The sequence below is a fragment of the Geomicrobium sp. JCM 19039 genome, from assembly GCF_000698145.1.
GTDB lineage: Bacteria > Bacillota > Bacilli > Bacillales > Marinococcaceae > Geomicrobium_A.
On sequence record NZ_BAXB01000007.1, the window covers coordinates 1 to 20,880 of the forward strand.

25 protein-coding genes and 1 pseudogene are annotated in these 20,880 nt (G+C 44.5%); 15 read left to right on the forward strand and 11 right to left on the reverse strand.

Translation table 11 applies throughout. The annotated features are described in order from the left end of the window. Window positions 1-983 precede the first annotated feature (983 nt). Genes JCM19039_RS08500 through amaP form a run of 3 tightly spaced genes read right to left on the reverse strand, consistent with a single transcriptional unit; the run spans window position 984 to window position 2,299 of the window. A complete protein-coding gene (locus JCM19039_RS08500; RefSeq protein WP_081834413.1) occupies window positions 984-1,475 on the reverse strand; it encodes an Asp23/Gls24 family envelope stress response protein in 492 nt (163 codons plus the stop codon). A 34-nt stretch (window positions 1,476-1,509) separates the two neighbouring features. After that, window positions 1,510-1,722 carry a DUF2273 domain-containing protein gene (locus tag JCM19039_RS08505; protein WP_042404396.1) on the reverse strand — a complete coding sequence of 71 codons (213 nt, stop codon included), beginning with the start codon at window positions 1,720-1,722 and terminating at the stop codon, window positions 1,510-1,512. 13 nt (window positions 1,723-1,735) lie between these two features. Further along, window positions 1,736-2,299: an alkaline shock response membrane anchor protein AmaP gene (gene amaP / locus JCM19039_RS08510; protein WP_042404398.1), complete on the reverse strand. Its 564-nt coding sequence runs from the start codon at window positions 2,297-2,299 to the stop codon at window positions 1,736-1,738. A gap of 172 nt (window positions 2,300-2,471) precedes the next feature. On the opposite strand from amaP, the gene JCM19039_RS08515 reads away from it, so the two are divergent. Both JCM19039_RS08515 and JCM19039_RS08520 read left to right on the forward strand, forming a co-directional pair. Next, on the forward strand, window positions 2,472-3,401 hold the full coding sequence (locus JCM19039_RS08515) for a manganese-dependent inorganic pyrophosphatase (protein ID WP_042426008.1): 930 nt from the start codon (window positions 2,472-2,474) through the stop codon (window positions 3,399-3,401). A gap of 124 nt (window positions 3,402-3,525) precedes the next feature. Continuing rightward, on the forward strand, window positions 3,526-3,891 hold the full coding sequence (locus JCM19039_RS08520; RefSeq protein ID WP_238544976.1) for a hypothetical protein: 366 nt from the start codon (window positions 3,526-3,528) through the stop codon (window positions 3,889-3,891). A gap of 98 nt (window positions 3,892-3,989) precedes the next feature. Here JCM19039_RS08520 and JCM19039_RS24310 read toward each other — a convergent pair whose 3' ends face one another. Further along, window positions 3,990-4,148 (reverse strand): hypothetical protein, encoded by a 159-nt coding sequence (locus tag JCM19039_RS24310; RefSeq protein ID WP_193744181.1) that lies wholly within the window; start codon window positions 4,146-4,148, stop codon window positions 3,990-3,992. Window positions 4,149-4,244: 96 nt separating this feature from the next. Here JCM19039_RS24310 and JCM19039_RS08525 point away from each other — a divergent pair, with 96 nt between their 5' ends. Then, window positions 4,245-5,234 carry a homoserine dehydrogenase gene (locus tag JCM19039_RS08525; RefSeq protein WP_042426011.1) on the forward strand — a complete coding sequence of 330 codons (990 nt, stop codon included), beginning with the start codon at window positions 4,245-4,247 and terminating at the stop codon, window positions 5,232-5,234. A 42-nt stretch (window positions 5,235-5,276) separates the two neighbouring features. Here the strand turns inward: JCM19039_RS08525 and JCM19039_RS08530 are convergent, their stop codons facing one another. The 3 genes from JCM19039_RS08530 to JCM19039_RS08535 all read right to left on the reverse strand — a co-directional run bounded on the left by JCM19039_RS08530 (window position 5,277) and on the right by JCM19039_RS08535 (window position 9,012). Continuing rightward, window positions 5,277-6,809 carry an ABC transporter ATP-binding protein gene (locus tag JCM19039_RS08530; protein WP_307190208.1) on the reverse strand — a complete coding sequence of 511 codons (1,533 nt, stop codon included), beginning with the start codon at window positions 6,807-6,809 and terminating at the stop codon, window positions 5,277-5,279. Window positions 6,810-6,871: 62 nt separating this feature from the next. Beyond that, window positions 6,872-7,267, reverse strand: a complete 396-nt coding sequence (locus JCM19039_RS27250) for a hypothetical protein (RefSeq protein ID WP_307190209.1) — start codon at window positions 7,265-7,267, stop codon at window positions 6,872-6,874. 5 nt (window positions 7,268-7,272) lie between these two features. After that, the gene (locus JCM19039_RS08535) at window positions 7,273-9,012 is read right to left on the reverse strand and encodes an ABC transporter ATP-binding protein (RefSeq protein ID WP_042426014.1); all 1,740 of its coding nucleotides are present in this window, start codon (window positions 9,010-9,012) and stop codon (window positions 7,273-7,275) included. 329 nt (window positions 9,013-9,341) lie between these two features. Here JCM19039_RS08535 and JCM19039_RS08540 point away from each other — a divergent pair, with 329 nt between their 5' ends. The 4 genes from JCM19039_RS08540 to JCM19039_RS08555 all read left to right on the forward strand — a co-directional run bounded on the left by JCM19039_RS08540 (window position 9,342) and on the right by JCM19039_RS08555 (window position 11,091). After that, window positions 9,342-9,821 carry a YusW family protein gene (locus tag JCM19039_RS08540; protein WP_152550141.1) on the forward strand — a complete coding sequence of 160 codons (480 nt, stop codon included), beginning with the start codon at window positions 9,342-9,344 and terminating at the stop codon, window positions 9,819-9,821. A 164-nt stretch (window positions 9,822-9,985) separates the two neighbouring features. Then, window positions 9,986-10,204, forward strand: coding sequence for a hypothetical protein (locus tag JCM19039_RS08545; RefSeq protein ID WP_042426019.1), 219 nt, complete (start codon window positions 9,986-9,988; stop codon window positions 10,202-10,204). Between the two features lie 13 nt (window positions 10,205-10,217). After that, window positions 10,218-10,427 carry a DUF2642 domain-containing protein gene (locus JCM19039_RS08550; RefSeq protein WP_042426022.1) on the forward strand — a complete coding sequence of 70 codons (210 nt, stop codon included), beginning with the start codon at window positions 10,218-10,220 and terminating at the stop codon, window positions 10,425-10,427. A gap of 103 nt (window positions 10,428-10,530) precedes the next feature. Then, complete coding sequence (locus JCM19039_RS08555) at window positions 10,531-11,091, forward strand: NADPH-dependent FMN reductase (RefSeq protein ID WP_042426025.1); 561 nt, start codon at window positions 10,531-10,533, stop codon at window positions 11,089-11,091. A gap of 255 nt (window positions 11,092-11,346) precedes the next feature. Here the strand turns inward: JCM19039_RS08555 and JCM19039_RS24315 are convergent, their stop codons facing one another. Next, window positions 11,347-11,505 (reverse strand): hypothetical protein, encoded by a 159-nt coding sequence (locus JCM19039_RS24315; protein ID WP_193744182.1) that lies wholly within the window; start codon window positions 11,503-11,505, stop codon window positions 11,347-11,349. 102 nt (window positions 11,506-11,607) lie between these two features. On the opposite strand from JCM19039_RS24315, the gene JCM19039_RS08560 reads away from it, so the two are divergent. From JCM19039_RS08560 to JCM19039_RS08575, 4 genes are all read left to right on the forward strand, one after another. Next, window positions 11,608-12,051 (forward strand): NUDIX hydrolase, encoded by a 444-nt coding sequence (locus JCM19039_RS08560; protein WP_042426028.1) that lies wholly within the window; start codon window positions 11,608-11,610, stop codon window positions 12,049-12,051. 399 nt (window positions 12,052-12,450) lie between these two features. Then, entirely contained in the window at window positions 12,451-12,822 is a 372-nt protein-coding gene (locus tag JCM19039_RS08565; RefSeq protein ID WP_042426031.1) for a phage holin, read from the forward strand. A 3-nt stretch (window positions 12,823-12,825) separates the two neighbouring features. Then, complete coding sequence (locus JCM19039_RS21845) at window positions 12,826-13,827, forward strand: N-acetylmuramoyl-L-alanine amidase (RefSeq protein WP_052398626.1); 1,002 nt, start codon at window positions 12,826-12,828, stop codon at window positions 13,825-13,827. Window positions 13,828-14,526: 699 nt separating this feature from the next. After that, window positions 14,527-15,813, forward strand: coding sequence for an ArgE/DapE family deacylase (locus tag JCM19039_RS08575; protein ID WP_052398627.1), 1,287 nt, complete (start codon window positions 14,527-14,529; stop codon window positions 15,811-15,813). A 96-nt stretch (window positions 15,814-15,909) separates the two neighbouring features. Here JCM19039_RS08575 and JCM19039_RS24320 read toward each other — a convergent pair whose 3' ends face one another. After that, window positions 15,910-16,074 (reverse strand): hypothetical protein, encoded by a 165-nt coding sequence (locus tag JCM19039_RS24320; protein WP_193744183.1) that lies wholly within the window; start codon window positions 16,072-16,074, stop codon window positions 15,910-15,912. A gap of 538 nt (window positions 16,075-16,612) precedes the next feature. On the opposite strand from JCM19039_RS24320, the gene JCM19039_RS08580 reads away from it, so the two are divergent. From JCM19039_RS08580 to JCM19039_RS08595, 4 genes are all read left to right on the forward strand, one after another. Then, window positions 16,613-17,122, forward strand: coding sequence for a hypothetical protein (locus tag JCM19039_RS08580; RefSeq protein ID WP_042426033.1), 510 nt, complete (start codon window positions 16,613-16,615; stop codon window positions 17,120-17,122). 89 nt (window positions 17,123-17,211) lie between these two features. Then, the gene (locus JCM19039_RS08585; RefSeq protein WP_042426036.1) at window positions 17,212-17,673 is read left to right on the forward strand and encodes a PH domain-containing protein; all 462 of its coding nucleotides are present in this window, start codon (window positions 17,212-17,214) and stop codon (window positions 17,671-17,673) included. Beyond that, complete coding sequence (locus tag JCM19039_RS08590) at window positions 17,657-18,184, forward strand: GNAT family N-acetyltransferase (RefSeq protein ID WP_238544989.1); 528 nt, start codon at window positions 17,657-17,659, stop codon at window positions 18,182-18,184. Before JCM19039_RS08585 ends, JCM19039_RS08590 begins: the two co-directional genes overlap by 17 nt. A gap of 21 nt (window positions 18,185-18,205) precedes the next feature. Then, window positions 18,206-18,610 carry a DUF4181 domain-containing protein gene (locus JCM19039_RS08595; protein WP_042426042.1) on the forward strand — a complete coding sequence of 135 codons (405 nt, stop codon included), beginning with the start codon at window positions 18,206-18,208 and terminating at the stop codon, window positions 18,608-18,610. A gap of 86 nt (window positions 18,611-18,696) precedes the next feature. Here the strand turns inward: JCM19039_RS08595 and JCM19039_RS21850 are convergent, their stop codons facing one another. Both JCM19039_RS21850 and JCM19039_RS25350 read right to left on the reverse strand, forming a co-directional pair. Then, a complete protein-coding gene (locus JCM19039_RS21850) occupies window positions 18,697-19,098 on the reverse strand; it encodes a hypothetical protein (RefSeq protein WP_052398629.1) in 402 nt (133 codons plus the stop codon). Beyond that, window positions 19,095-20,743, reverse strand: a pseudogene (locus tag JCM19039_RS25350) (glycoside hydrolase family 3 protein). The gene JCM19039_RS21850 and the pseudogene JCM19039_RS25350 overlap by 4 nt, the downstream one beginning before the upstream one ends. Window positions 20,744-20,880: the final 137 nt, after the last annotated feature.

Consider the following 20,880-nt stretch of genomic DNA (forward strand, 5'->3'; position numbering starts at 1 on the left):
TCGTGCATTCTCTGTAAAACGCTCGATCTGGTTCCATAAACGCCTGTTTGGAAGCAGACGTCCATGGATTGGAAGCAGAATGAAGGAAAAAGGGCATCGAAGGGGGATTCTGGTTCCAATCCAAGCGCTTTGGAAGCAAAACACGCGATCACAGGAAAATTGAAGTTCATCCCATATGCGAATCCCCTCGTAAAAACGTCTATGTGGGAATAGTGAGGTGCGCTCGGGCCGTTCTCTGTCCAAATCCCCACATAAGAACGCGAAATCCCCCCATGACTACGCTTACGATGGATTTGGCATTGAATCGCGGGGGAAGATCGTCCAAATCCCTCCATAGCCCACGCACCGAGGCCGGGCGCGGTGCGAAACTTGCCCATAGCTCTCCTATGGGAAGGTTTGTCTTCTGTGCCGCGTTTCGTTGGTGCAAATCAACCCATAGAAACCGGAAATCGCCTCATTAATGGATTTATGGGGCGATTTTAGCCACATCAGCTCCCGGATGGGAGAAAATTATCCCAATGCGTTAGGGATTACGACGATCACATGGTCCCGTCTGTGCCGGAGTCCCCCCATAGACCACCTAACATCGACCCCAAAGCTGTTCATTAGTCGGACAATGGGTAACGTACCGATAAGCATAAAGTATCGTTGGAGATAGGTTCGATTGGCAAGTGAGCCGACCTATCATAAAGATGTACTTGAATAAGAACAGTGCAAGTCGGTGGTTTCTTGCTGTACAGAAAACCATTAGATGAAGCATGAGGGGTTCTTCCCAAGATAAGACGAACTAATGGTCAAACGACTAAATGAAATTTATTGCCGGTTATATCTATGGCTTCAGGTGGTCTGCAATGGGATTGGGTAGTGATTAATAAGGGTAGGAGTGTGTGATATGCAAAAAAATTTAGCCCTAGGCCGTAATTAACGGCCTAGGGCTAAATGATGTAAGTAAAGGGGAGTTATGCCCCTTTAAAGGAAAGGTACTACTCTACGCGATCAGTATTTGGTGATTGTGAAGTTCCACGGCTTTCTTTCTCTTCATATTCTTTTCGTGTTAAAACGTCTTCTACGTGCATGTTGAACTCAACTACTTCAAGACCTGTCATTTCATGGATGGCGTCACTTACGTTTGTCTTGACGGTATCGTAGATGTTCGGAATGCTTTTACCGTACTCGATGATGACTTCAATATCAAGTGCGACTTGCTTTTCTCCAACTTCTGCTGAGATGCCTTTAGAGATATTTTCAGTGCCGCCAAAGCGTTCTGTTAAACCTTGGAAAATACTCCCACTCATACCGAGGATACCTTCTGTTTGTCTCGTTGCGATGGCCGTCACTTTTTTTACGACTTCGTCGTCAAACGTAAGTTTGAAGCGATCTACTTGCTCCAATTCCTCTTGACGTTCTTCTTCTGCTTTTACGCTTTCTTTCTTTGGTTCAGTTCTTTCTGCTTTAGCTGCTTGTGATTGTGCCATGTTTAACCTCTCCTTTATATAGAATCAAAATGTATTAACGCCTTCTTTGGAAAAGTGCATTAATATACCCGGCAACATTAAGGTCACCATCGACCCACTTTCCGAGTATGTAGCCGACAAATAGAAAGATGAATACTGTAATTGCGACAGATACGCTAGCATAGAAAAAGAGGACACTGAACAATATCGCCGCTAGAATACCAATAATTCTTCCACGATAACGAGCAAATACTTCTGTATTCTCCATATTCCCTCCCTCCTTATACTACGCGTTCACGCTGTGTTTGGTCAGAATCGGGCTCTTTAACATTTACTTTAATATTGTCGACAGCAACTTCAAGAAATTGCTCTACGTCTTCTTTTACGGTTCTTTGAATGCGGTCCGCCATCTGCTGAACCGGTTCTTTACCGAAAACGGCATAGCTAATTTCTATATCAATCTTTTCTTCTTCACTATCGATGAACGACTTCACTTGCACGGTTCGAATCCCTTCAAAACTCTTGACGATTCGATAAATCGTCGAATCAATTGTTTGTTTTGAGATCGATAAAGTACCCGTCGGTGTTCGTACATCAAGATTGCCTCGAGATCGAGGAGAAGAAGACTCACCGGTTCGAAAGCTTGCTACAAACAGGATGAAGCTCACTAGAGCCATAAACGCCAGGATTCCGATGAGAACCCAAAACCATTGCTCTGAGTTAGGCCACATTTCAATTTGTAAAAAGATATCGTACACATTAAAAGCGAGCAAGACAAATGCTGTAATCAATAACAGTGTAAGAAAGCTGTTTAGCCCAATAATGAATTGGGTGAAACGATTCATGGCCTCACCTCCGTTGCTTTTTATATACCCAGCTTTATTTTGATTGAAACATCAAAAGTGTGACTTTTGTTTCATGTCGAGTTGAGGAGATGGCGAATTAAATTTGTAGTTTGTAAGCGAAAAATGTTACTCTTTTACTTGTGAGAAGCGATATTTTAGGAGGGCATGTCAAATGTCAAAAATCATAGTGACCGGTCACCGTAATCCAGATACTGATTCGATTACTTCTGCCATTGTTTATTCCTACTTTAAAAAGCAGCGTGGCATAGATGTTCTTCCGATACGATTGGGAGAAATGAATAAAGAAACGGAACATGCACTTTCCTATTTTAATGTGGATGCACCGGTACTTGTTGATGACAATATTGTAGAACAAGCCGAAGAGCTGATTTTAGTTGACCATAACGAGCGTCAGCAAAGCATCGAACACATAGAGAAGTTTAAGATTACTGAAGTGATCGATCATCATCGAATTGCAAACTTCGAAACGATGGACCCGCTGTATTATCGAGCGGAGCCCGTCGGTTGTACAGCGACGATTCTTTTGAAACTTTTCAAAGAGTACAATGTAGAAGTGCCAAAACAAATGGCAGGGTTGATGCTAAGTGCGATCATATCCGACTCTTTATTGTTTAAATCGCCTACGTGCACTGATGAAGATTTTCAAGCTGCAAAAGCATTAAGTGAGATTGCTGGTGTTGACGCAAACGTTTATGGATTGGACATGCTTAAAGCAGGTGCAGACTTAACGGACAAGAGCATAAACGAACTTGTTACGATGGATGCAAAAGAGTTCGAGGTTGGCGAGCACAAGCTTGAAATTGCGCAAGTGAACACGGTTGATGTGAACGGATTGCTCGAGCAGAAACAAGCGATTGAAGATACGTTGGACGTGATCGTCAAGGATAAAGGACTTAAACTATTCTTGTTTGTGATTACTGACATCTTAAATAACGACTCGACCATTTTGGTTGCTGGTGGTGAGGACGAAAAGGTTGAACGTGCATTTGACGTTAAAATCGAGAACCATACCGCTCTGCTAAAAGGGGTTGTATCTCGTAAAAAACAAATTGCACCTGTACTCATGAGGCAATTCTCATAATGGCTCGTCAGTTCTGCAAATCTAAAGGATTTGCAGAACTTTTTTTGAAAACACCGGTAGAGCTCCTTACATGCATGGTCGATCGTCATCATGCTACACTAAGGAAAGAATAGGAGGTACGATTTTGAAACAACATGTAAAGCCACTGATGCTTGCGTCTGCTTTTTTTGGGTTGTTCGGTGTGTTTATGGGTGGTCATTTAGCAGGTGCTGGAAGTTATGCGCTAAGTGCCATTCATGCGCATATGCTCGTTGTTGGTTGGCTATCTCTGTTTAGTTGGGGTGTATACTATCAACTGTTCACCGTCAAAGGCTGGCTTGGAACGGCTCACACGTGGACAGCCATTATTGGTACGATCGGTCTTGTATTTGGGATGTGGTTGAATAATAGCATCGGTTCTGTGGTTACGCTCATCGTATTCATTGCAGGCGGTATGATCTTAATGGCAAGCTACGCTTTGTTCTTAATCATTGTGCTCAAACAAAAGTAGTTCGCGGTCAATCGTTGCTTTTTGAATGGTTGTACAAAGGGCTAACGCTTTATTATGAGCAGAAAAAAAGCAACAGGGTGTTGATCCTGATGCTTTTTTTAGCTTTTTAGTTCATTGTTTAGTACGGTTTCTAATAGTGCAATTTGTTTAGTTAAATAATGGCGATACGTACTATATTCTTTAGGGGCTCCATCGGCTTCTAGGCGTAGGCGCTCTAACTCACGGCTAAACAACAGCTTTTCGGTGGCATTTAGCATCGTCTGCTCCCCTTTGTATCATCTGAATCGTTCCTCTATAGTTTACCCTAGCTTCGCAATTTAAAAACATGGATTGTATGAAAGGAGCTTACTTTTATGAATGTTTACCTTTCTGGGTTTGGACGTATTGGGCGTCAGTGGATTGAATTGCTCGATCAAAAACGTGAATTACTAAACGTACATTACGGGTTACGAGTAAAGATCGTCGGTCTGATCGGGCGAAACGGTGCGCTAGTATGTGAAGAGGGTTTTGATGTGCGCACCCTATTGCGATATGAAAAACTTGAACAACTAGCGAAAGGTGAAAATCTTGAGTGGACGAAGGAGTGGCAAGTACATGCAGATGTTTTAGTGGACTGCACCCCAACGTATGAATCCCACGGAGAACCAGGATACACGTATATAAAGAAGGCTTTGCAGATGGGGATGCACGTTGTGAGCATTTCGAAAGGCGCCCTGCTTCATCATTACGATGAGTTGATGAATAGTGCAGCAGAAAAAGGACTGAAGATTAAATACAGCGGTGCAACAGCGGCCGCGTTGCCAGCGCTTGATATCGGCGAGCACAGCATGGCTGGGGCAGAATTGCTCGGATTTGAAGGGGTGTTGAATGGAACGAGCAATTATGTACTCACCGAGATGCAAGAGCGAGGCATTTCATATGAACAAGCAATTGCAACAGCAAAAGAGCAAGGGATTGCTGAACCAGATCCTACGCTTGACGTATCTGGTGCGGATAGTGCTGCAAAGATTGTCCTATTATCGAATGCACTTTTAGGGGCGAAGGCAAGGAAACAAGATGTAGACTTGGAAGGCATTGAACAACTCGCCGGCTCTACGGATAAAGATCGTGTCGTTCGTTTAGTGGCTTCTGCGTATAAACGTGAGGACAACACTGTGCAATTAACTGTGAAGCCAAAAGCACTTTCACCGGATCATCCGCTTGCAGCGATTCGAGGGACAAACAAAGCGATTACGTTGCACACAGTTGAAATGGGAGTGATTACAGTATCTGGCGGGGCGTCCAGTACGCTAGGCGCCGCGAGTGCAGCGTTAAAAGATTTGATTAACTTATATAGACGTTAAACAAACATTTGATTACATGAAACGCCCGCTCTGAGCGGCGTTTCAACTGGCGTCTGTCCCTTGTTGCAATTCATACATCCTTCGATACGTGCCGTTTCTTTTTAGAAGATCGTCGTGAGTGCCACGCTCCACGATCTGACCTCGGTCAAGAACGAGAATTTGGTCTGCATCAATGATCGTCGATAGACGATGGGCAATCACAAACGTCGTGCGTCCATTTTTTAAGGCGTTCATCCCTTGTTGAATATGAGCTTCTGTTTCTGTATCAACATTGGAAGTCGCTTCATCAAGAACGAGAATAGCAGGGTCAACGAGAAGCGCACGAGCAAAGCTGATGAGTTGCCGCTCGCCACTCGACAGCGTGGCTCCACGTTCGGTTACAGGTTCGTCGAGAATCGGTCCAATGATCGTTTCGCCACCGACCAAACGCACGACGCGTTTCACTTCATCTCTAGTAGCTTCCGGTCGACCATACGAGATATTTTCTGCAACCGTACCGGTAAACAAGTAAGGTTCTTGAAGGACAATTCCCATGTGCTCTCGCAACGCTCCTGCGCTCATATCCTTCGTATTCAAGCCGTCGATCGTGATCGTCCCTTCGTCTGGGTCATAGAAGCGGAACAATAGATTCATAATTGAACTTTTCCCAGAGCCGGTATGTCCGACAAGCGCAATCGTTTGGCCAGCATTCGCTTGAAAGGTGAGGTCTTTCAGTACTCGTTTTTCCTTCTCATAAGAAAAATGAACAGAATCAAACTGCACGTCGCCTTTAGGTCGGATGATCGTGTCATCGCTGGGCGCCTCTCCCTGTTCATCCATTAGCTCAAAGACTCGTTGCCCAGCGGCGCGTGCTTGTTCCAGTTTGGCAAGTTGACTCACCATTTGTGATAACGGTTCAAAGAGACGATTGACCAAATCGACAAATGCATACAAAACCCCAATTGAGAAAATCCCTCCACCTCCACCACTAATCGTCCAAATCAAGCCCGTAAATAAGATGTTTTTCAGAACGAATGTGAGATTATGAGACGTGAGTGAATTCAAATTTAATAATTTTGTTTGCGCTCGATAATGCTCATCATTGAACTGTTCAAACTGCTTTTGTGAGCTCGATTCTTGATTAAACGCTTGGATAATCGACATGCCATGAATATTTTCGTTCATGGCCGCATTAATATCCGCATTTTTATCACGAATTCTCCGATTTAATCCAGCCGCAAAGCGGTGGTATAACTGGATCCAAGCATAAAATAACGGAATAAGCACGAGCGTGAGCAGTGCGAGTCGCACATCAAGAATGAATAAAGCGATGTAAATTCCCGTTAGATAAACGATGCCAGAAAAGAATGTAGCCAGAACAGTCATGTACAACTCACGTACAGCTTCGGTGTCATTCGTCACCCGTGCGACAATTTTCCCAGCAGGATGATGATCAAAAAATCGGACCGGCAGCTTTGATAGATGTTGAAACACATCATTTCGCATTTGTCTCACGATGAGGTGCGCTGATTTCTTTAAGTAAAAGCTTTGCCCGTACTGAAAAAATGAGGCAAACACAATAAGCCCTAAATACAAAAGCAACCAGCGGACGATATGAGTAACTTCTGGGGAATAAAAGGCGAGTACATCAGCCGCCCCTAACTCGGTCGCTTCACTCGTATACGTCGTGTAATTATACTCAACTGACAGTGTACCATCATTGTAATTTCTTTCCCCTGTCGTTGGAAGCGGGTCTCAGTAAAGAAGAAGCGAGTACCGATTTGCAAAATTTGTACTTCTTCATCTCTAGGAGCCCCGTCAGGCAAATAAACATCTCTCGTATAATACGAATCGCCAAATGCTACAGAATGGCCGAATTCAACAGACTCGTACCACGGATCTTCAATGCCTGTCAGATGACGATCAATGACGTGTTTGGCAATGAATGGTCCTGCTAATTCCGCAGCGACGGCAATGGTCAACATGAGGAGCGCCCAAATAATCATTCGTTTTTGATTCAAAGCATATCGTATGAGCCGCTTGCCTGTTGTCATTTTCATCACCCCTGATTTCGCAATGATTGTTTTGTCGCTTGCGCTTTGTACCAGCCGTTTTGTTGGATCAATTGTTCGTGTGTGCCGTGTTCTGTAATCTTTCCTTCATCTAGCACGAGGATGAGGTCAGCCTGTTCTACAGCACTCAGGCGATGTGCCGTAATGAAAGTCGTTTTATGCTTTCTTTCTTGCGCGATGTTTTGGACGATCTGTGCTTCAGTTTTGGCATCTACAGCAGACAAGGAGTCATCAAGGATAAGAATTTCGGGATCGGTGAGCAGTGCTCGGGCGATTGAAATCCGTTGCTTTTGCCCTCCAGATAAGCTCACGCCATTTTCGCCGACACGAGTTTCCAGCCCATCTGGTAGGAAACGTACATCTTCCGTAAATGCTGCAGACTGGATGGCGTCGTTGATTTGGGCATCTGTTGCATTGGGAGTTGAAAAAAGCAGATTCTCTCGTACAGTGAGTGAGAATAGCAGATGGTCTTGTGGGACGTAGCCGATTAACGACCGCATGTCTTGTTGTGATAGTTCTCTTATCGGTACTCCACCGATGGTCATCTCACCACTCCCGCTCGGATAATACTTTAACAGTTGTTTAACAAGTGTCGATTTACCACTGCCTGTTCGACCAACGACTCCGATCGTTTCTCCGCGATTCACGGTAAAGGAAATTCGGTCAAGCTGGTTTTGTGAAGTAGACGGATAGGAGAAACAGACATCTTGAAATACGATCGGTGCATGGCTCTTCAAAGGTACAGGCGCATGAGGCTCAGGCACACTTTTTTTCGTACCCATCGTATCGTGTACCCGTTCATATGAAGCGCTGCCTTGTTGCATAATGTTTACGAGTTCACCAATTGCGAACATCGGCCAAATGAGCATGCCCAAATACAGATTAAATGTGATGAGTTGGCCGAGTGTGAGCTGTTGCTGGAACACAAGGTACGCACCATAACCAAGACCAATCACATAACTGAGCCCAACGACGATATTGACGATCGGATCAAAAAAAGACTCTACACGTGCGACGCGCACAAAGCGATCAAAGACGCCTTTACTTTGTGCTTCAAATTGTTGCTCGTCTGCTTTTTCTTTGCGAAAGGCCCGGATGACGCGCATACCTGCTACCGACTGCAAGACCCGGTCGTTCAGTTTTCCAAAAGCAGCTTGGGCACTTGAGAAGCGCGTATGAATCATTTTGCCGAGAATCGTTACGGTAATGGCAATGATCGGCAAAGGGAGTGCGGCTGCGAGCGTGAGTCGCCAATCAATGACGATCACCATGGCACCGAGAATTAACCCCATAAAAATAACAGCATCCACAAGTGTCAAAATGCCAATACCAGCAGTCATGGAGATGGCTTTCATGTCGTTTGTTCCTCGTGCGAGCAAATCCCCGGTCGATCTTTTCTCAAAAAATGGTGGGTCCATTAGATACAGGTGGCGCATAAATCGTGAGCGTAACGTGCGTTCTAACAAATACGCGCCTCCTAACAGACTGCGCATCCAGATGTAATTGAGTGCATATCCGAGAACGATAACGGTGATAAGTACAGTCGTGAGTTGAATTGCTTCATCAATCCCAAGTGAGCCCCGCTGAAACAAATCAATGGCTGAACCGATTAAAAAAGCAGGAACAAGTTCTAAGATGCTTGCAATAATGAGGATGAAAATCGCAAACAAATACCGCCACTTATGGACGTTGAAAAACCAAGCGAGTCGAACGAGAATTTTTAACATCACACATCACATCTTTCTGTCCAAATAAAAAACGCTGCAGCATAGCTGCAACGTTAAAGCTTTCACGTACGTATACAAGGCGCTGATTGTAAGCGCCGAAAATGAAAGGAGAAGAACAACAATCACTGTTAATTGGCGCAAATCGATGAAATTGTGTGCAAAAATCTATTTTAATGAATCGCATGATTGTGCGCCCCCTCGAGTATTCTGAATAAAGAAAAATTATGTAACTATTATACAGAATCTTTCCACGAAAATAAATAATTTTCTTTCATCAATTGTGCTAGAATCAAAGAGAACATTAAAAAAATCCCAACGAGGTGAATGGCGTGAAGCGTAGCGGGTTGCTGTCGATAGGTGTGATCTGTCTGATGGGTGTAGCCGGCTGTCAAGATTCAGGAGAAGCGAACGTCTCGATGAATTCCGAACCTTCTACACAAGAGAATGCGTCTCCGGTACAACAACCGACCGAGCAAGGTGAGGGTACAGCGTGGTATGACCAATTATCATTTCAAGATTTTGAGCTTGATGCGAGTGGAGCTTCTGGCAAGTATGAGGTCGATTTTGATTATGATGATGGTGTACCTGAAGCTGATATTGAAGATGAAAGGCAAACCCCGCAAATTGAGCTTGAAGGACAAGCTGCCCTTGATCAGCTAGCGTCCTTGCTTCCTGAACTGGCGATTGAACAAGGAAGCACACGAGAGGAAATTCAAGCCGAAGTTGAACGTGTATTTCAGTTGGATTCTAACGAGCAATATATTGAAATCGAAATTCTATTCCATGATGGAACAAAAATAAATATGTAAACATGAGAGCGCCATGATCGGGGGAACATATCCCTCGATCATGGTGTTTTTTCATAGGCAATGATTGATTCTTACAAAAAAGGGCAAAGAATTAGGTTGTACTACAATCAGAATATCATTCTTTGAATTAACTGTAAGAGAAGTTGATTAAAGGGGGTATTCAATTGATCCGCTGGTTATTGAAATGTTTTTGCTTTCGACCGCAAACACTTAAAGGGTTGCTGTATAAAAAAGTAGGGAAACAAGTTCAGGTATTTACACCGTTTGGCGTCGTGAGCGGCACGGTTGTGGCTGTTCGAGGGGATTATGTCGTTCAAATCGATGCTGATGACCGGGAAGTGCTCACGAATCTATGGAAGATCGAAATGATTAACGAAATCTAAAGGGGGTATGAGAATGTTCCGACTGTGGTTACGAAAAGAGTTGCGAGAGCGGGTGGGAAACCGCATCGAAGTGACGACTGATAACAATATGGTCGATGGGTTACTCGTTGAAGTTGCAAAGGAATATATCGTCATTGAAATCGATGATAGTTATAGCGATGGAAATCTACTATACATCGTAATACGTGAAATTAACAACGTATGGGATCCAGCTGTAAGTTAAGTCCAAGCGTCTCTCCATGTGAGGGGCGTTTTTTGTATTTTTTGACCATTCTGATCAGTTTTTTGTAAAATAAGATTAAAGGATAATGGGAGGGGCTACTCGGATGAGTCAAGCAAGTCGAAAAGTAACGATGATTGTTGGAAGTCTACGAAAAGATTCTCTCAATCGTAAGCTCATGAAGCTTTTACAAGAGGAAATACCAAGTCATTGGTCGGTTGAGGAGGTTGCTATTGGTGAGTTGCCTTTTTACAATCAAGACATTGAAATCGATGGAGATCCAGAGGTCGTAACCCACATGAAACAAGTCATTCAAGGTGCCGATGGTGTGATTCTCATTACCCCTGAATATAACAGCGGCACACCGGCCGTACTTAAGAATGCACTGGACTGGGCTTCACGCCCGACGAAAACGTCGGTACTTATTGATAAGCCATTTGCCGTCGCTGGCGCATCCCCTGGCGGTGGTGGGACGGCGCAATCTCAAGCGCAAGTTCGTCAAACTTTACTGACGATGAACGCCGTCGTCATGCCTGGTCCAAAAATGCTCGTCAGCCGTGCCCATGAAAAAGTGAACGAACAAACCGAGCAAATGGATGATGAGCGAACAAGAAAACATACAAAACGGTTTTTAGACTCGTTTGAAGCGTGGATGAGCAAATTCTAAAAGTGATAATCGTGGCAATATCAACCCCCTCATACATGTATGAGGGGGTGTCTCTTATCGTTAAAGTCCGTTAGTGGAAGGCAGCACTCGTCTATGTCCTATCCAGGTATTAAACAACTACCCTCCACTTAAGCTTTACCCTTTTTGACCGCTTTTAAATCCACAAAAAAAGAGCACACATTATGTATGCTCCATGACCCAGAACACAGGCAGGTATGTAGGGTGGAGCGCACATGAATGAACCACCCCACAACGCTAATCTTTTGGCGTTTGTTCCTTGAGTATCCATTCTAAATGTTCGATCTGATCATCGACAACGTCTCGGAATTGACACTCCGGTTGATAAATCTTCTTCTTCACATCTTTAAGGAAGTAGAGATCCCGTTGGAACATGGCCCGCTCTGAATCTGACATAGATACTCACCCCAAATGTAAAGGTTGACACCTATAATATCGTGTATATCCGTTATGCCGACTCGGCAAACGTAAAACTCATTGATGGAGGGGACGAAGCATATGAACTACTTGAAACAGTTGCGTGAAAAAGTAGGTCAGCAACCACTCATTGTGACTGGAGCAACGGTTATTGTGAAAAATCGTAGAGGAGAAATTCTCATGCAAAAAAGATCTGATTCGAATGATTGGGGTTTGCCTGGCGGTGCAATGGAAATGGGGGAGAGTCTAGAAGAAACGGCTAAAAGAGAATTGTATGAAGAAACAGGGTTGCGCGCAGAGACGTTGCAACTCGTCGCTGTAAAATCAGGAAGAGACTATTACTATAAGTATCCTAACGGTGATGAGGTGTATAACGTAATTGCATTGTACCTCACAGACAATACGTCAGGCACTTTGGCTATAAATGATGACGAAAGCCTAGAGCTTGGTTATTTCTCATACGACCAACTGCCTTCACCGTTAGAAGGGCGAGCAGCGAAAATTCTAAAAGATGTGCACACTTAAAAAACACAGCTCCTCGTCGTTGGGAGCTGTGTTCATTAACGATTGCAATACGGGCATAAAATGTATTTGACGTGGGCAAGCCCTGTAATGTGTGCCGGAGAGAGTGAATATTTATGGTTTTGTTCCAGCATCATTTTGTGTCTGCAAAGATCATTCATAGAGACAGACTTGTGTATTAACTTGTTATGATGATCAATCGTATATACACTCATAAAACACCTCAGTATAGACAATTTTACCTTAAACATGCCATTATTTTCAATTAATAAGCATTCAATAGTCCTTGTCCCTCCACTTTTTGTGTGCCAAAAGTTATTTCTAATATAAGTTATGGTGGTATGTAGTCAAGACGTAAGAAATACAGTGTAAAGGAGTCATATTTACAAAAGAGGTGATTGTGTGCTTGAACTACTTCAAGCGTCAATTTTAGATTGGGTATTAACCATTCTCGGGGTTCTCGTGGCAAGTGTATTGGCCTATTTCACTCCTCGGGTGAAACGAATGCTCAATATTATCGCGGATCGAGACAACCTCAGCATCATCTCTTCATTAAGCCATTGTGCGGTGGAATGGGTGGAAGAGGAATATTCAGGTGAGACGGGGGCGAGGAAGTTTGAAGAGGCAACGTCTTATGCTGCAAAGTTAATTGAACAATACAAAATCCCAGTTTCTGATGAAATCATTCGCGTGCAAATTCAACACGGCTGGCAACAAATGCAACAAAAACATCGCGTGCATGAAAAGGGAGACTTGGAAGGTGTGGAGGTGTAGTGGATGGTGACCATTAGAAGTGATTTAATTCCAAGGTCGGCTTCCAATCGCCCTGGCACTCGACAAAATCCAACCAAGATTGTCGTTCATGAAACAGCAAATACCGCAAACGGGGCAAATGCTGCGATGCATAGTCGTTACATTCGCGGGCAAGATGCTCGCACCAGGTCAGTGTCTTGGCACTTTACGGTAGACGATACTGAAATTCTGCAGCATTTACCGATTAACGAGCGGGGTTGGCATGCTGGCAGCGGCAACGTGAACAGTGTTGGCATTGAACTATGTGTAAACGCCGATGGGAACTGGCAAAGGACGAAAGCGAATGCCGGAGCGCTTATTGCCCACTTACGGACATTAGGCATCACAAACATTACGACACATCAACAAGAGACTGGGAAAAATTGTCCGGCTCGCTTACTGCGAGAAGGTTTTCAAACGTTTGTCCGCGGAATTGGCAGTAGTACATCTAATAGCGGAAATAGTTGGTATGGGAGGTCTGGTGGGGACGTTCGCGAGTTGCAAGAATTGTTGTTAAAAGCTGGAGAGTCACTCCCAGGCGGAGCAGATGGTCAGTTTGGAGATGAGACGTTACGGGCGGTTCAGTCATTTCAACGAAAACATGGAATTAGTAGCCCCGGCGGTTCCTTTTACGGTGTTCCCGGACCTGAAACGATGAATCGATTAAAAAGAATAGGAGGGAGATTCGTGGACTTGCAAAAAACATTGTTTGAAAGTAACAACCGCGCGATACGAGACCTTGTACGTCGTCACGGCGTGAGTGATATGGAGAAGCGGTTGGAAGAGGGCACGCTTCCGTATGAGGACTTAATCGGAACACTCTTCAAAGCGATGCAACAAGAGCCACCAACGACCGTCTCATCCGCACACCAAGCTGCGTGGAAAAAAGCAGAAAACAAACAAGTGTTAAACGGTGAACGACCGAAACACTTCGTCACACGCGAACAGCTGGCATCGGTATTAGATCGAACCGGCAACTTAGACTAGGTGGCAGTAAAGGATACCGCATTTTTATGATCAATATACGTTGGACTATAGATGTTCCTGATTGTCCTGTTGGCAAATGCTTTTCGTCCAAACTATAAGTGCCACATCGGTGGTCGCAGGGCGCCCACCGTGTTTTCTTAATGCTCCAGTGCTAAAGGGAAACATCGGTGGCCAAATGCCAGCCACGGTGCTATTACGCCGTTCGAAAGACAAGGGAGACAGCGGCTCAAACCGCTTCGAACGAAACAGATGAGGGTCAAATTGCCACATATATGAGTTTTTGAGGCATTTGATTAAGCGAAACCGTTCTTTCTTCGTATGGATTGTCACACAAACTTCGCCAACTGTCACAAATAAAAATAGTTGAGGCAGTTGGCCCTTTAGATGGTCCCTTTTGAGCGGCCGATTGCCACATATAGAGGAGGAATAAGGAGGACTACAGAGTATACAGTTCACATCTGTTTACCCACATAATCCTCAAGGGCGAGCGTCCATCGGCACCTTCGGTGCCGAAGAAATACCGAGGTGTCCCTCCGCGCTTCGTCTAACAACTGTCTCTTATAGTTGAATTCCACATACCATACATAGATAATCGGAAGCTGACGTAGTTTTCCCTTTAAAAGGAAGTTTATTTAGATGAACTTGGCGGGAATTTATTATAGGAAATGATTTATGGATACGTGTGAAGGAGGAACAGTTGTGGCAACCATCGCAGACGAAGTAATGACACACATTGAGAAAGAGATCGATGCGTCTTGGGAAGACGAAGTTGCATTTTTAAAGGATCTCGTCCGTTACCCATCGATCAGTGGTGAAGAGAAACCTGCTCAAAAAATGATCGCAAATTATCTCGAGAAAGAACTCGACATGAAGGTCGATCGTTTCCAACCAAACATTGACAAAATCAAAAACCATCCAGGGTTTTCTCCAGTTGAATGGGATTATGAAAATAGTGACATCGTTATCGGTCAACATTTTGGAGAGGAACAAGAGAAGAACAGTCTAATTTTACAAGGGCATACCGACGTTGTGAGTCCGGAGCCTGTCGGTTTATGGTCAAGCCCGCCGTACGAACCTGTAGTCACTGATGGGAAGCTGTATGGTCGAGGAGCGGCTGACATGAAGGGTGGACTGGCTGCCATGATCTTTGCGTACCGAGCGATCGTCCGTGCAGGATTTGAGCCGAAATCAAATGTGATGTTGCAGTTTGTACCGGATGAAGAACGGACAGGGAATGGGGCGTTGGCAGCGTTACATGAAGGTTATACTGCGAAAGGGGCACTCATTCCAGAACCGTTCGGAATGAAAGCGGCGGTTGCGCAAGTAGGTAGTCTGTGGTTTCGGGTGAAGTTTCGGACGGTGAAAAAGACGAAGCATGGCAACGTACAAGCCAACGCAATTGAGAAAAGCCAGCAGGTCATTGCTGCTTTAAAAAACTTTGAAAAACAATTAAGCGAATCTGTCACACACCCAGCGTTCGCTGACCAGGATAACCCTCTTGATATGAATCTCGGCGTACTGGAAGTTGGGGATTTTGAATCGAATGAACCGGTGACAGGTAAGATTGAAGGCCGAATAGCATTATTGCCTAATGAGACGGTAAATGAGCGAAAAGACCAGCTTCGTGAATATATCCAACAAACATTTGCCAAAGATGACTGGTTCAATGACCAACCTCCCGAAGTTGAGTTTTACGGGTTTCACGCTGAGGCTACGGTGAGTGATGATCAAACGCCGCTATTCAAAGTGCTAGACGCTTCTCATGAAGCCGTCACAGGTACGTATCCAGAGCGCCGGTCTCTACCTTCAACGACGGATGCCCGCTTTTTCCATCTGTATTATGATATGGATGCCATCTGCTACGGACCAGACGGCGGGAACTTTCACGAAATTGACGAGTGGGTTGATCTTGAGAGCGTGAAGAAAGTGACAAAAGTATATGCGCATATGCTCGCTTCTTGGAGTGGACTGAAGCGCATCAAATAATAAACGTTGGCATGTACTCGGAGAAGTGCATGCTTTTTGGTGTCTAGATAAGTTGAACGAAAGAATTTCACTGAATCCGATGACCGAGATCGGTCTTTACAGCCAAACGCCTACCGATCGTCTGTTGAAGTTCATCTCACTTCGAAGTCGATCGTTGTTCGTTACTGCAAGGGTTGTGGGCAACACGGAAGACGTTTGCTGAATGGTAAAAAGACGTGACCGCTGGTCACCACCTGGCGCAAGCGTGTGATCTCCTGTCACTTATGTGACAATCCAGCTTTCAAACCGTGCACTTTCAGCCCTCAACGGTCACATATATCGCGTTTTGTGACCGTTGACTCCGTTTATGTGAGCATCCACGTTTAAAATGGTGATTTTTCTTTCTCAATTGTCACTTAAATGAATATATAGGGCATTTAGCTTCTTTCCACACCGTGACCAGTAGACCAGAAACGTGAACCGTGTTGCTCTTATGCTCTGGAGTTCAAGTATCCGCCTGCAGTGGAAAACAACAACAAACTGCGCAATTAGGAAAATGTTAAGTTCATTCTATATAGATGCATTCGACGTAAGAAGTTTGTTGCGGTAAAATTATAATGATTCAGTTTTTGGGGGTTATTATGGAATTGGTCATCAACAACGTATAGCTAGCGTAGTCACATCGTACACAAAGAAACTGAGATTTAAGAAGACGGTGTACGTTCATGAAGACGAGATGTTCAGTGCAGGGGAGCTTGCTTTTTTCGTCGTTGTTTTGAATATGACTCTTTTTGAATCGTAGACATGAGGAGTGGGAATTATGAGGCTCGTCAGCGACGCATCTAAAATATTAAATTATTACGTTTATTTAAAAAACACGTATTTACATCATACATACGGAAATCGCGAGGGAAGATTTCCATACGTTGAACTTTCGAGAGCATATTTTCTAGAACCGTTTGAAGAAGGTTTTGCGGATCTTTGGAAATCTGCAGTTGTTCAGCTTGCAGAAGACTTGAACAGTGATTCATTGTTATATGAAACGATGAACGAACGAGTTCGGCACCACCTGTTCTGCCCTTCAGCAAAAGGAGGGGAGCATTACCGACTAACCGAACGAGGCTTTCAACATTGGTGGGAAAGTTTTGCAGGAGGCTTTGCGCTAGAAAGATCACTTTCAGATGCAATCCATACGTTATATGACGACGTGAATCAACAAGAGGTCGGAGATCGAGCAGTAAGCTTGGGAATCATTTATGATGATGTGGAGCTGTCTACTGTCGTTGGGCCCCTGGCTTTTGTGTCGTTTCTGTTAAGGAGATTCTTCTAAAGTACGATGAAGTGTTGGCACGAGTAATTGCTTCGGTTCGAGAGACGTCGTAGGGGGTGTATTCGCTCATTAGGGAGGTGATCGAATTCATGAAAACACGAACGAGTTATTCGATTGGGATGAATACCTTTATTATAATCGTGCTCATTCCTGCGATCATCCCGTTGTTCATCAGTCCTCACCCGGTGGGGTTTGCGATTATCGGGTTTACTATTCTTTTGATTGTGGGCTTTTTCATTATTCATTACAAATTGACAGATAACCAGCTACACATTTATTTTTGTTTTTTTATACGAGCAAAATCCATTCCCCTTCAAGAAATTCAAGCGATTCGACCGACGCGTAGCCTAATCAGTGCTCCGGCGGCGAGTATAAAAGATCGCCTGGAACTGGAACGGTCGGGATGGCAAATGCCGATCATCGTTTCACCGAAAGATCAGAGTGGGTTTATCGCGCATATCGAGCGCATCCATCCAAGTGTGGATGTTGACCCACAGTTATCTACTGACATTAAAGGAGATGAAGCAGGTGAAGATGACACCAATACATAACGAAGAAGATGAAAACGAGGTGATCACATTTCTTTTAGCGAGCACCTGGCCGTTTCATAGTTCGGTATCTTCCTCAGACGAGGAGTATCGAAAAGTGTTTCAATCGTTTTATATGAACAGAAACAATCAGGCGTTTTGGATAGAGAATGATACCGAAAAGGTTGGGCTCTTAGTTATTGAAGACATTAACGATGACATTCCATTTATCGATATGAGGTTAGCTGAACGTTTTCGGGGTCAAGGGCTTGGTAAACAGTGTCTTCATTGGGCAACCGATTACATTTTCCAGTTGCCACAAAAAAAGTACCGCATCGAAGGGCACACGAAAGTGGCGAACATTGCCATAAGAAAAACGTTTCATGCGTGTGGCTATGTGAAGGAAGGGTACTTTCGAGATGCGTGGGAAAATAGTGATGGCTCCCTGGAGGATTGCCTTTGCTACGCCTTTATACGAAGAGATTGGGGAAAGGATACGCCTACGCCGCTACCGGTTGATGAGTTGCCATTCTAATCATTCAGGAAGGGGATTGATATGAACTTACTTTTAATTCTCAGTGGAGTTTTAGTGTTGCTATTCATCTTTAATCTAATTATGCGTAAGGTGCTGAATGTGGAAAAAAGAAGCCATTTTCTCATGAAGTCTGTCAATCGGACACACAGTATCATTGATTGGGGAATACGGATTACGTTCATCGTCTTAATAGTTATCGGGCTCGCGTATGCTTATGAAAACCCTGAACCCCTTCCTTGGTTCGTCCATAACTGGATGTATATTTTTATTATATCGTTTCTCTTACTTGATGTTGTTCGTGCCTATTTTGAATGGAAACATGATCCGGAGAAAAACCGTTATTTGCATACGCTCTCGCAAGTCGCTTTTCTGCTCGTGGTTGTGATTGTGCTGTATACGACAGGTATGTTTGGTGTTTTAGGGTAAAACAAGTTTTTTGCTCACCTTCGTAAAACAGCCAGTTTATATGGGGAAGGAACACGGGCACTCTCTGTGCCCGTGTTCCTTTTCTATTATTGATTAATAAACAAGCGTCCTTCTGCAATGTCTCTTTCTACGTTTCCGAATTCATCGGCAATGATGACTTCAATTTCTGCTCCTGCAACAGATAAGTTGTTGGTTGCTGTCCAATACCCGACGTAATGGCCGTTTTCAACCTCAGTCATCGGCATTTCTGTAGGTGCACTGAGTGGGTTAAAGAGCGGTGCACGTAACGCGAAAGACGCATCCATTCCAGGTTCACTATCAAAAGAAATCTTCACTGACTCACCTGCTTGAAGGCTGAGGTCTTCTGCTGGTTGTAAGTTTTCGATGGCTCCAGAATCATCGGATTCATAACTTAAGCCGTGACCGAATTCATAGTCATCGCCAATCGTTACTGGCAACTTCCCGCCAGGTTCAGCACCGAACATCACATGAACGCAGCTTCCCAAGAAACCGGGACAGGGGACCCCCAGCGCTCAATGGCGTAAGAGGACAAATGGGCATCCACATCTGGGTAGTTCCCGATGTCATAGGGCAGCCCTAATGAAACTGTTGCGACGGGAACATCTGTGGAGGAAAGGGCGAGTACTAAATCTTGCTGTCCTTCAGGCAATACATCGGCAGAGAACGTCGGTACGATTACACGATCGGCTTCGGACGTAGAAGTGACTGCTTCTTCAATTTCATCAGCATTTGGATCATTTGATGTAACGATATATTCTACGTTACCGCTGCTTTTTGCATCTACAGCTGCGGCGATGTCTTCAATGTAGTACGATTGATTGTAAATTTCCGGTCCGACGACGAGGGTGCTCGCTTCTTCATCGGCATCAAACGGCAGCACGTCTTCGTTTTTCACAAGCGTAATGGAGTCTTGAGCCATACGGTTGGCTAGCTGTTGATGTGCTTCATCGTTAACGACATCCGTTGCGGTTTCTGGGTCAACGAAGCGGCGCTCATCTAAGTTGTAGTTTTCTTTCGTTTGTAGAATGCGCTCTAGAGATTCATCGACGCGTTCTTCTGTTAAATCTCCAGATTCTAAAGCTTCAACCATCGTTTCGAATGTCTCGATTTGCTGGTCGAGCGAACCTGTTGCCATGACGATGTCGGCACCGGCATTAATGGTCATGACTCCGGCCTCTCCTGCGCCCCAACGATCATCAATAGCATCCATCGACATGGCATCGGTCACTATCAGTCCGTCAAATCCCATCTCTTCACGAAGCAGTCCGGTTAAGACGTCTTCCGACAAGGTTGCGGGCAGATCCGGATCGATCGCTTCAATGATGACATGTGAGGTCATAATGGAGTCTGCACCGGCATCGATGGCAGCAACAAATGGTGTAGATGAACGTTATCTAACGTCTCTCTATCATATGTGACAACGGGCAGGTCATAGTGAGAGTCTTCGCTCGTATCTCCGTGACCGGGAAAGTGTTTCGGTGTTGAGAGTACACCGTTGTCTTGGTAGCCCATCACTTGGGCAACAGTCATATCTGAAACGAGTTCGGTATCTTCTCCAAAGGCGCGTACACCGATAACTGGATTATTCGGATTTGTATTTACGTCTGCCAAAGGGGAATAGTTCCAGTTGAAACCGGTGGCAATCATTTCATCGGCGGTAACTCTTGCCATGTCTTCAGTTGCCTGAAGGTCTCTCGTCGCCCCGATCCCCATTTGCCTAGGGAAAGCTGTTCCGTCCGTCACATGCTGGTTTGTGCCGTATTCCAAATCGGCCGTGGAGAACAAAGGAATTTGCTGCTCGGTCTCTAATGCCCATTCTTGCAGTTGGTTATTGTATGCTGCTGTTGTTTCTGCGTCCCGGTCTCCATAAATAATGACAGACCCAGCTTTATACTCTCGAATCAACATTTCTGTGTCTTCATTTGGCATCTGTGCATCGTTGTCATGTGTAGAAGGCATAACAAGTTGTCCGATTTTTTCTTCTGGAGACATCTGATCGATGAGCTGTTGGACATCCGGTGTACCGTGTTCTCCGCCAAGAGCGGATGCAGGCATTGATATTGCGGCAATTCCGATAACGCCGTACGTGAACAAAGATCGTCCTTTTTTCATGATACTCGCTCCTTATTTCTTGAATTTCACCAATGTGAGATTGGTGCTTGTATAAAACCATTCTGCAAAGATCTGCCTAATCCCTTAAATCTGTAAATTTCAGGAAGATGGTCTCGTTCTTCTCGCATAAGAATAAG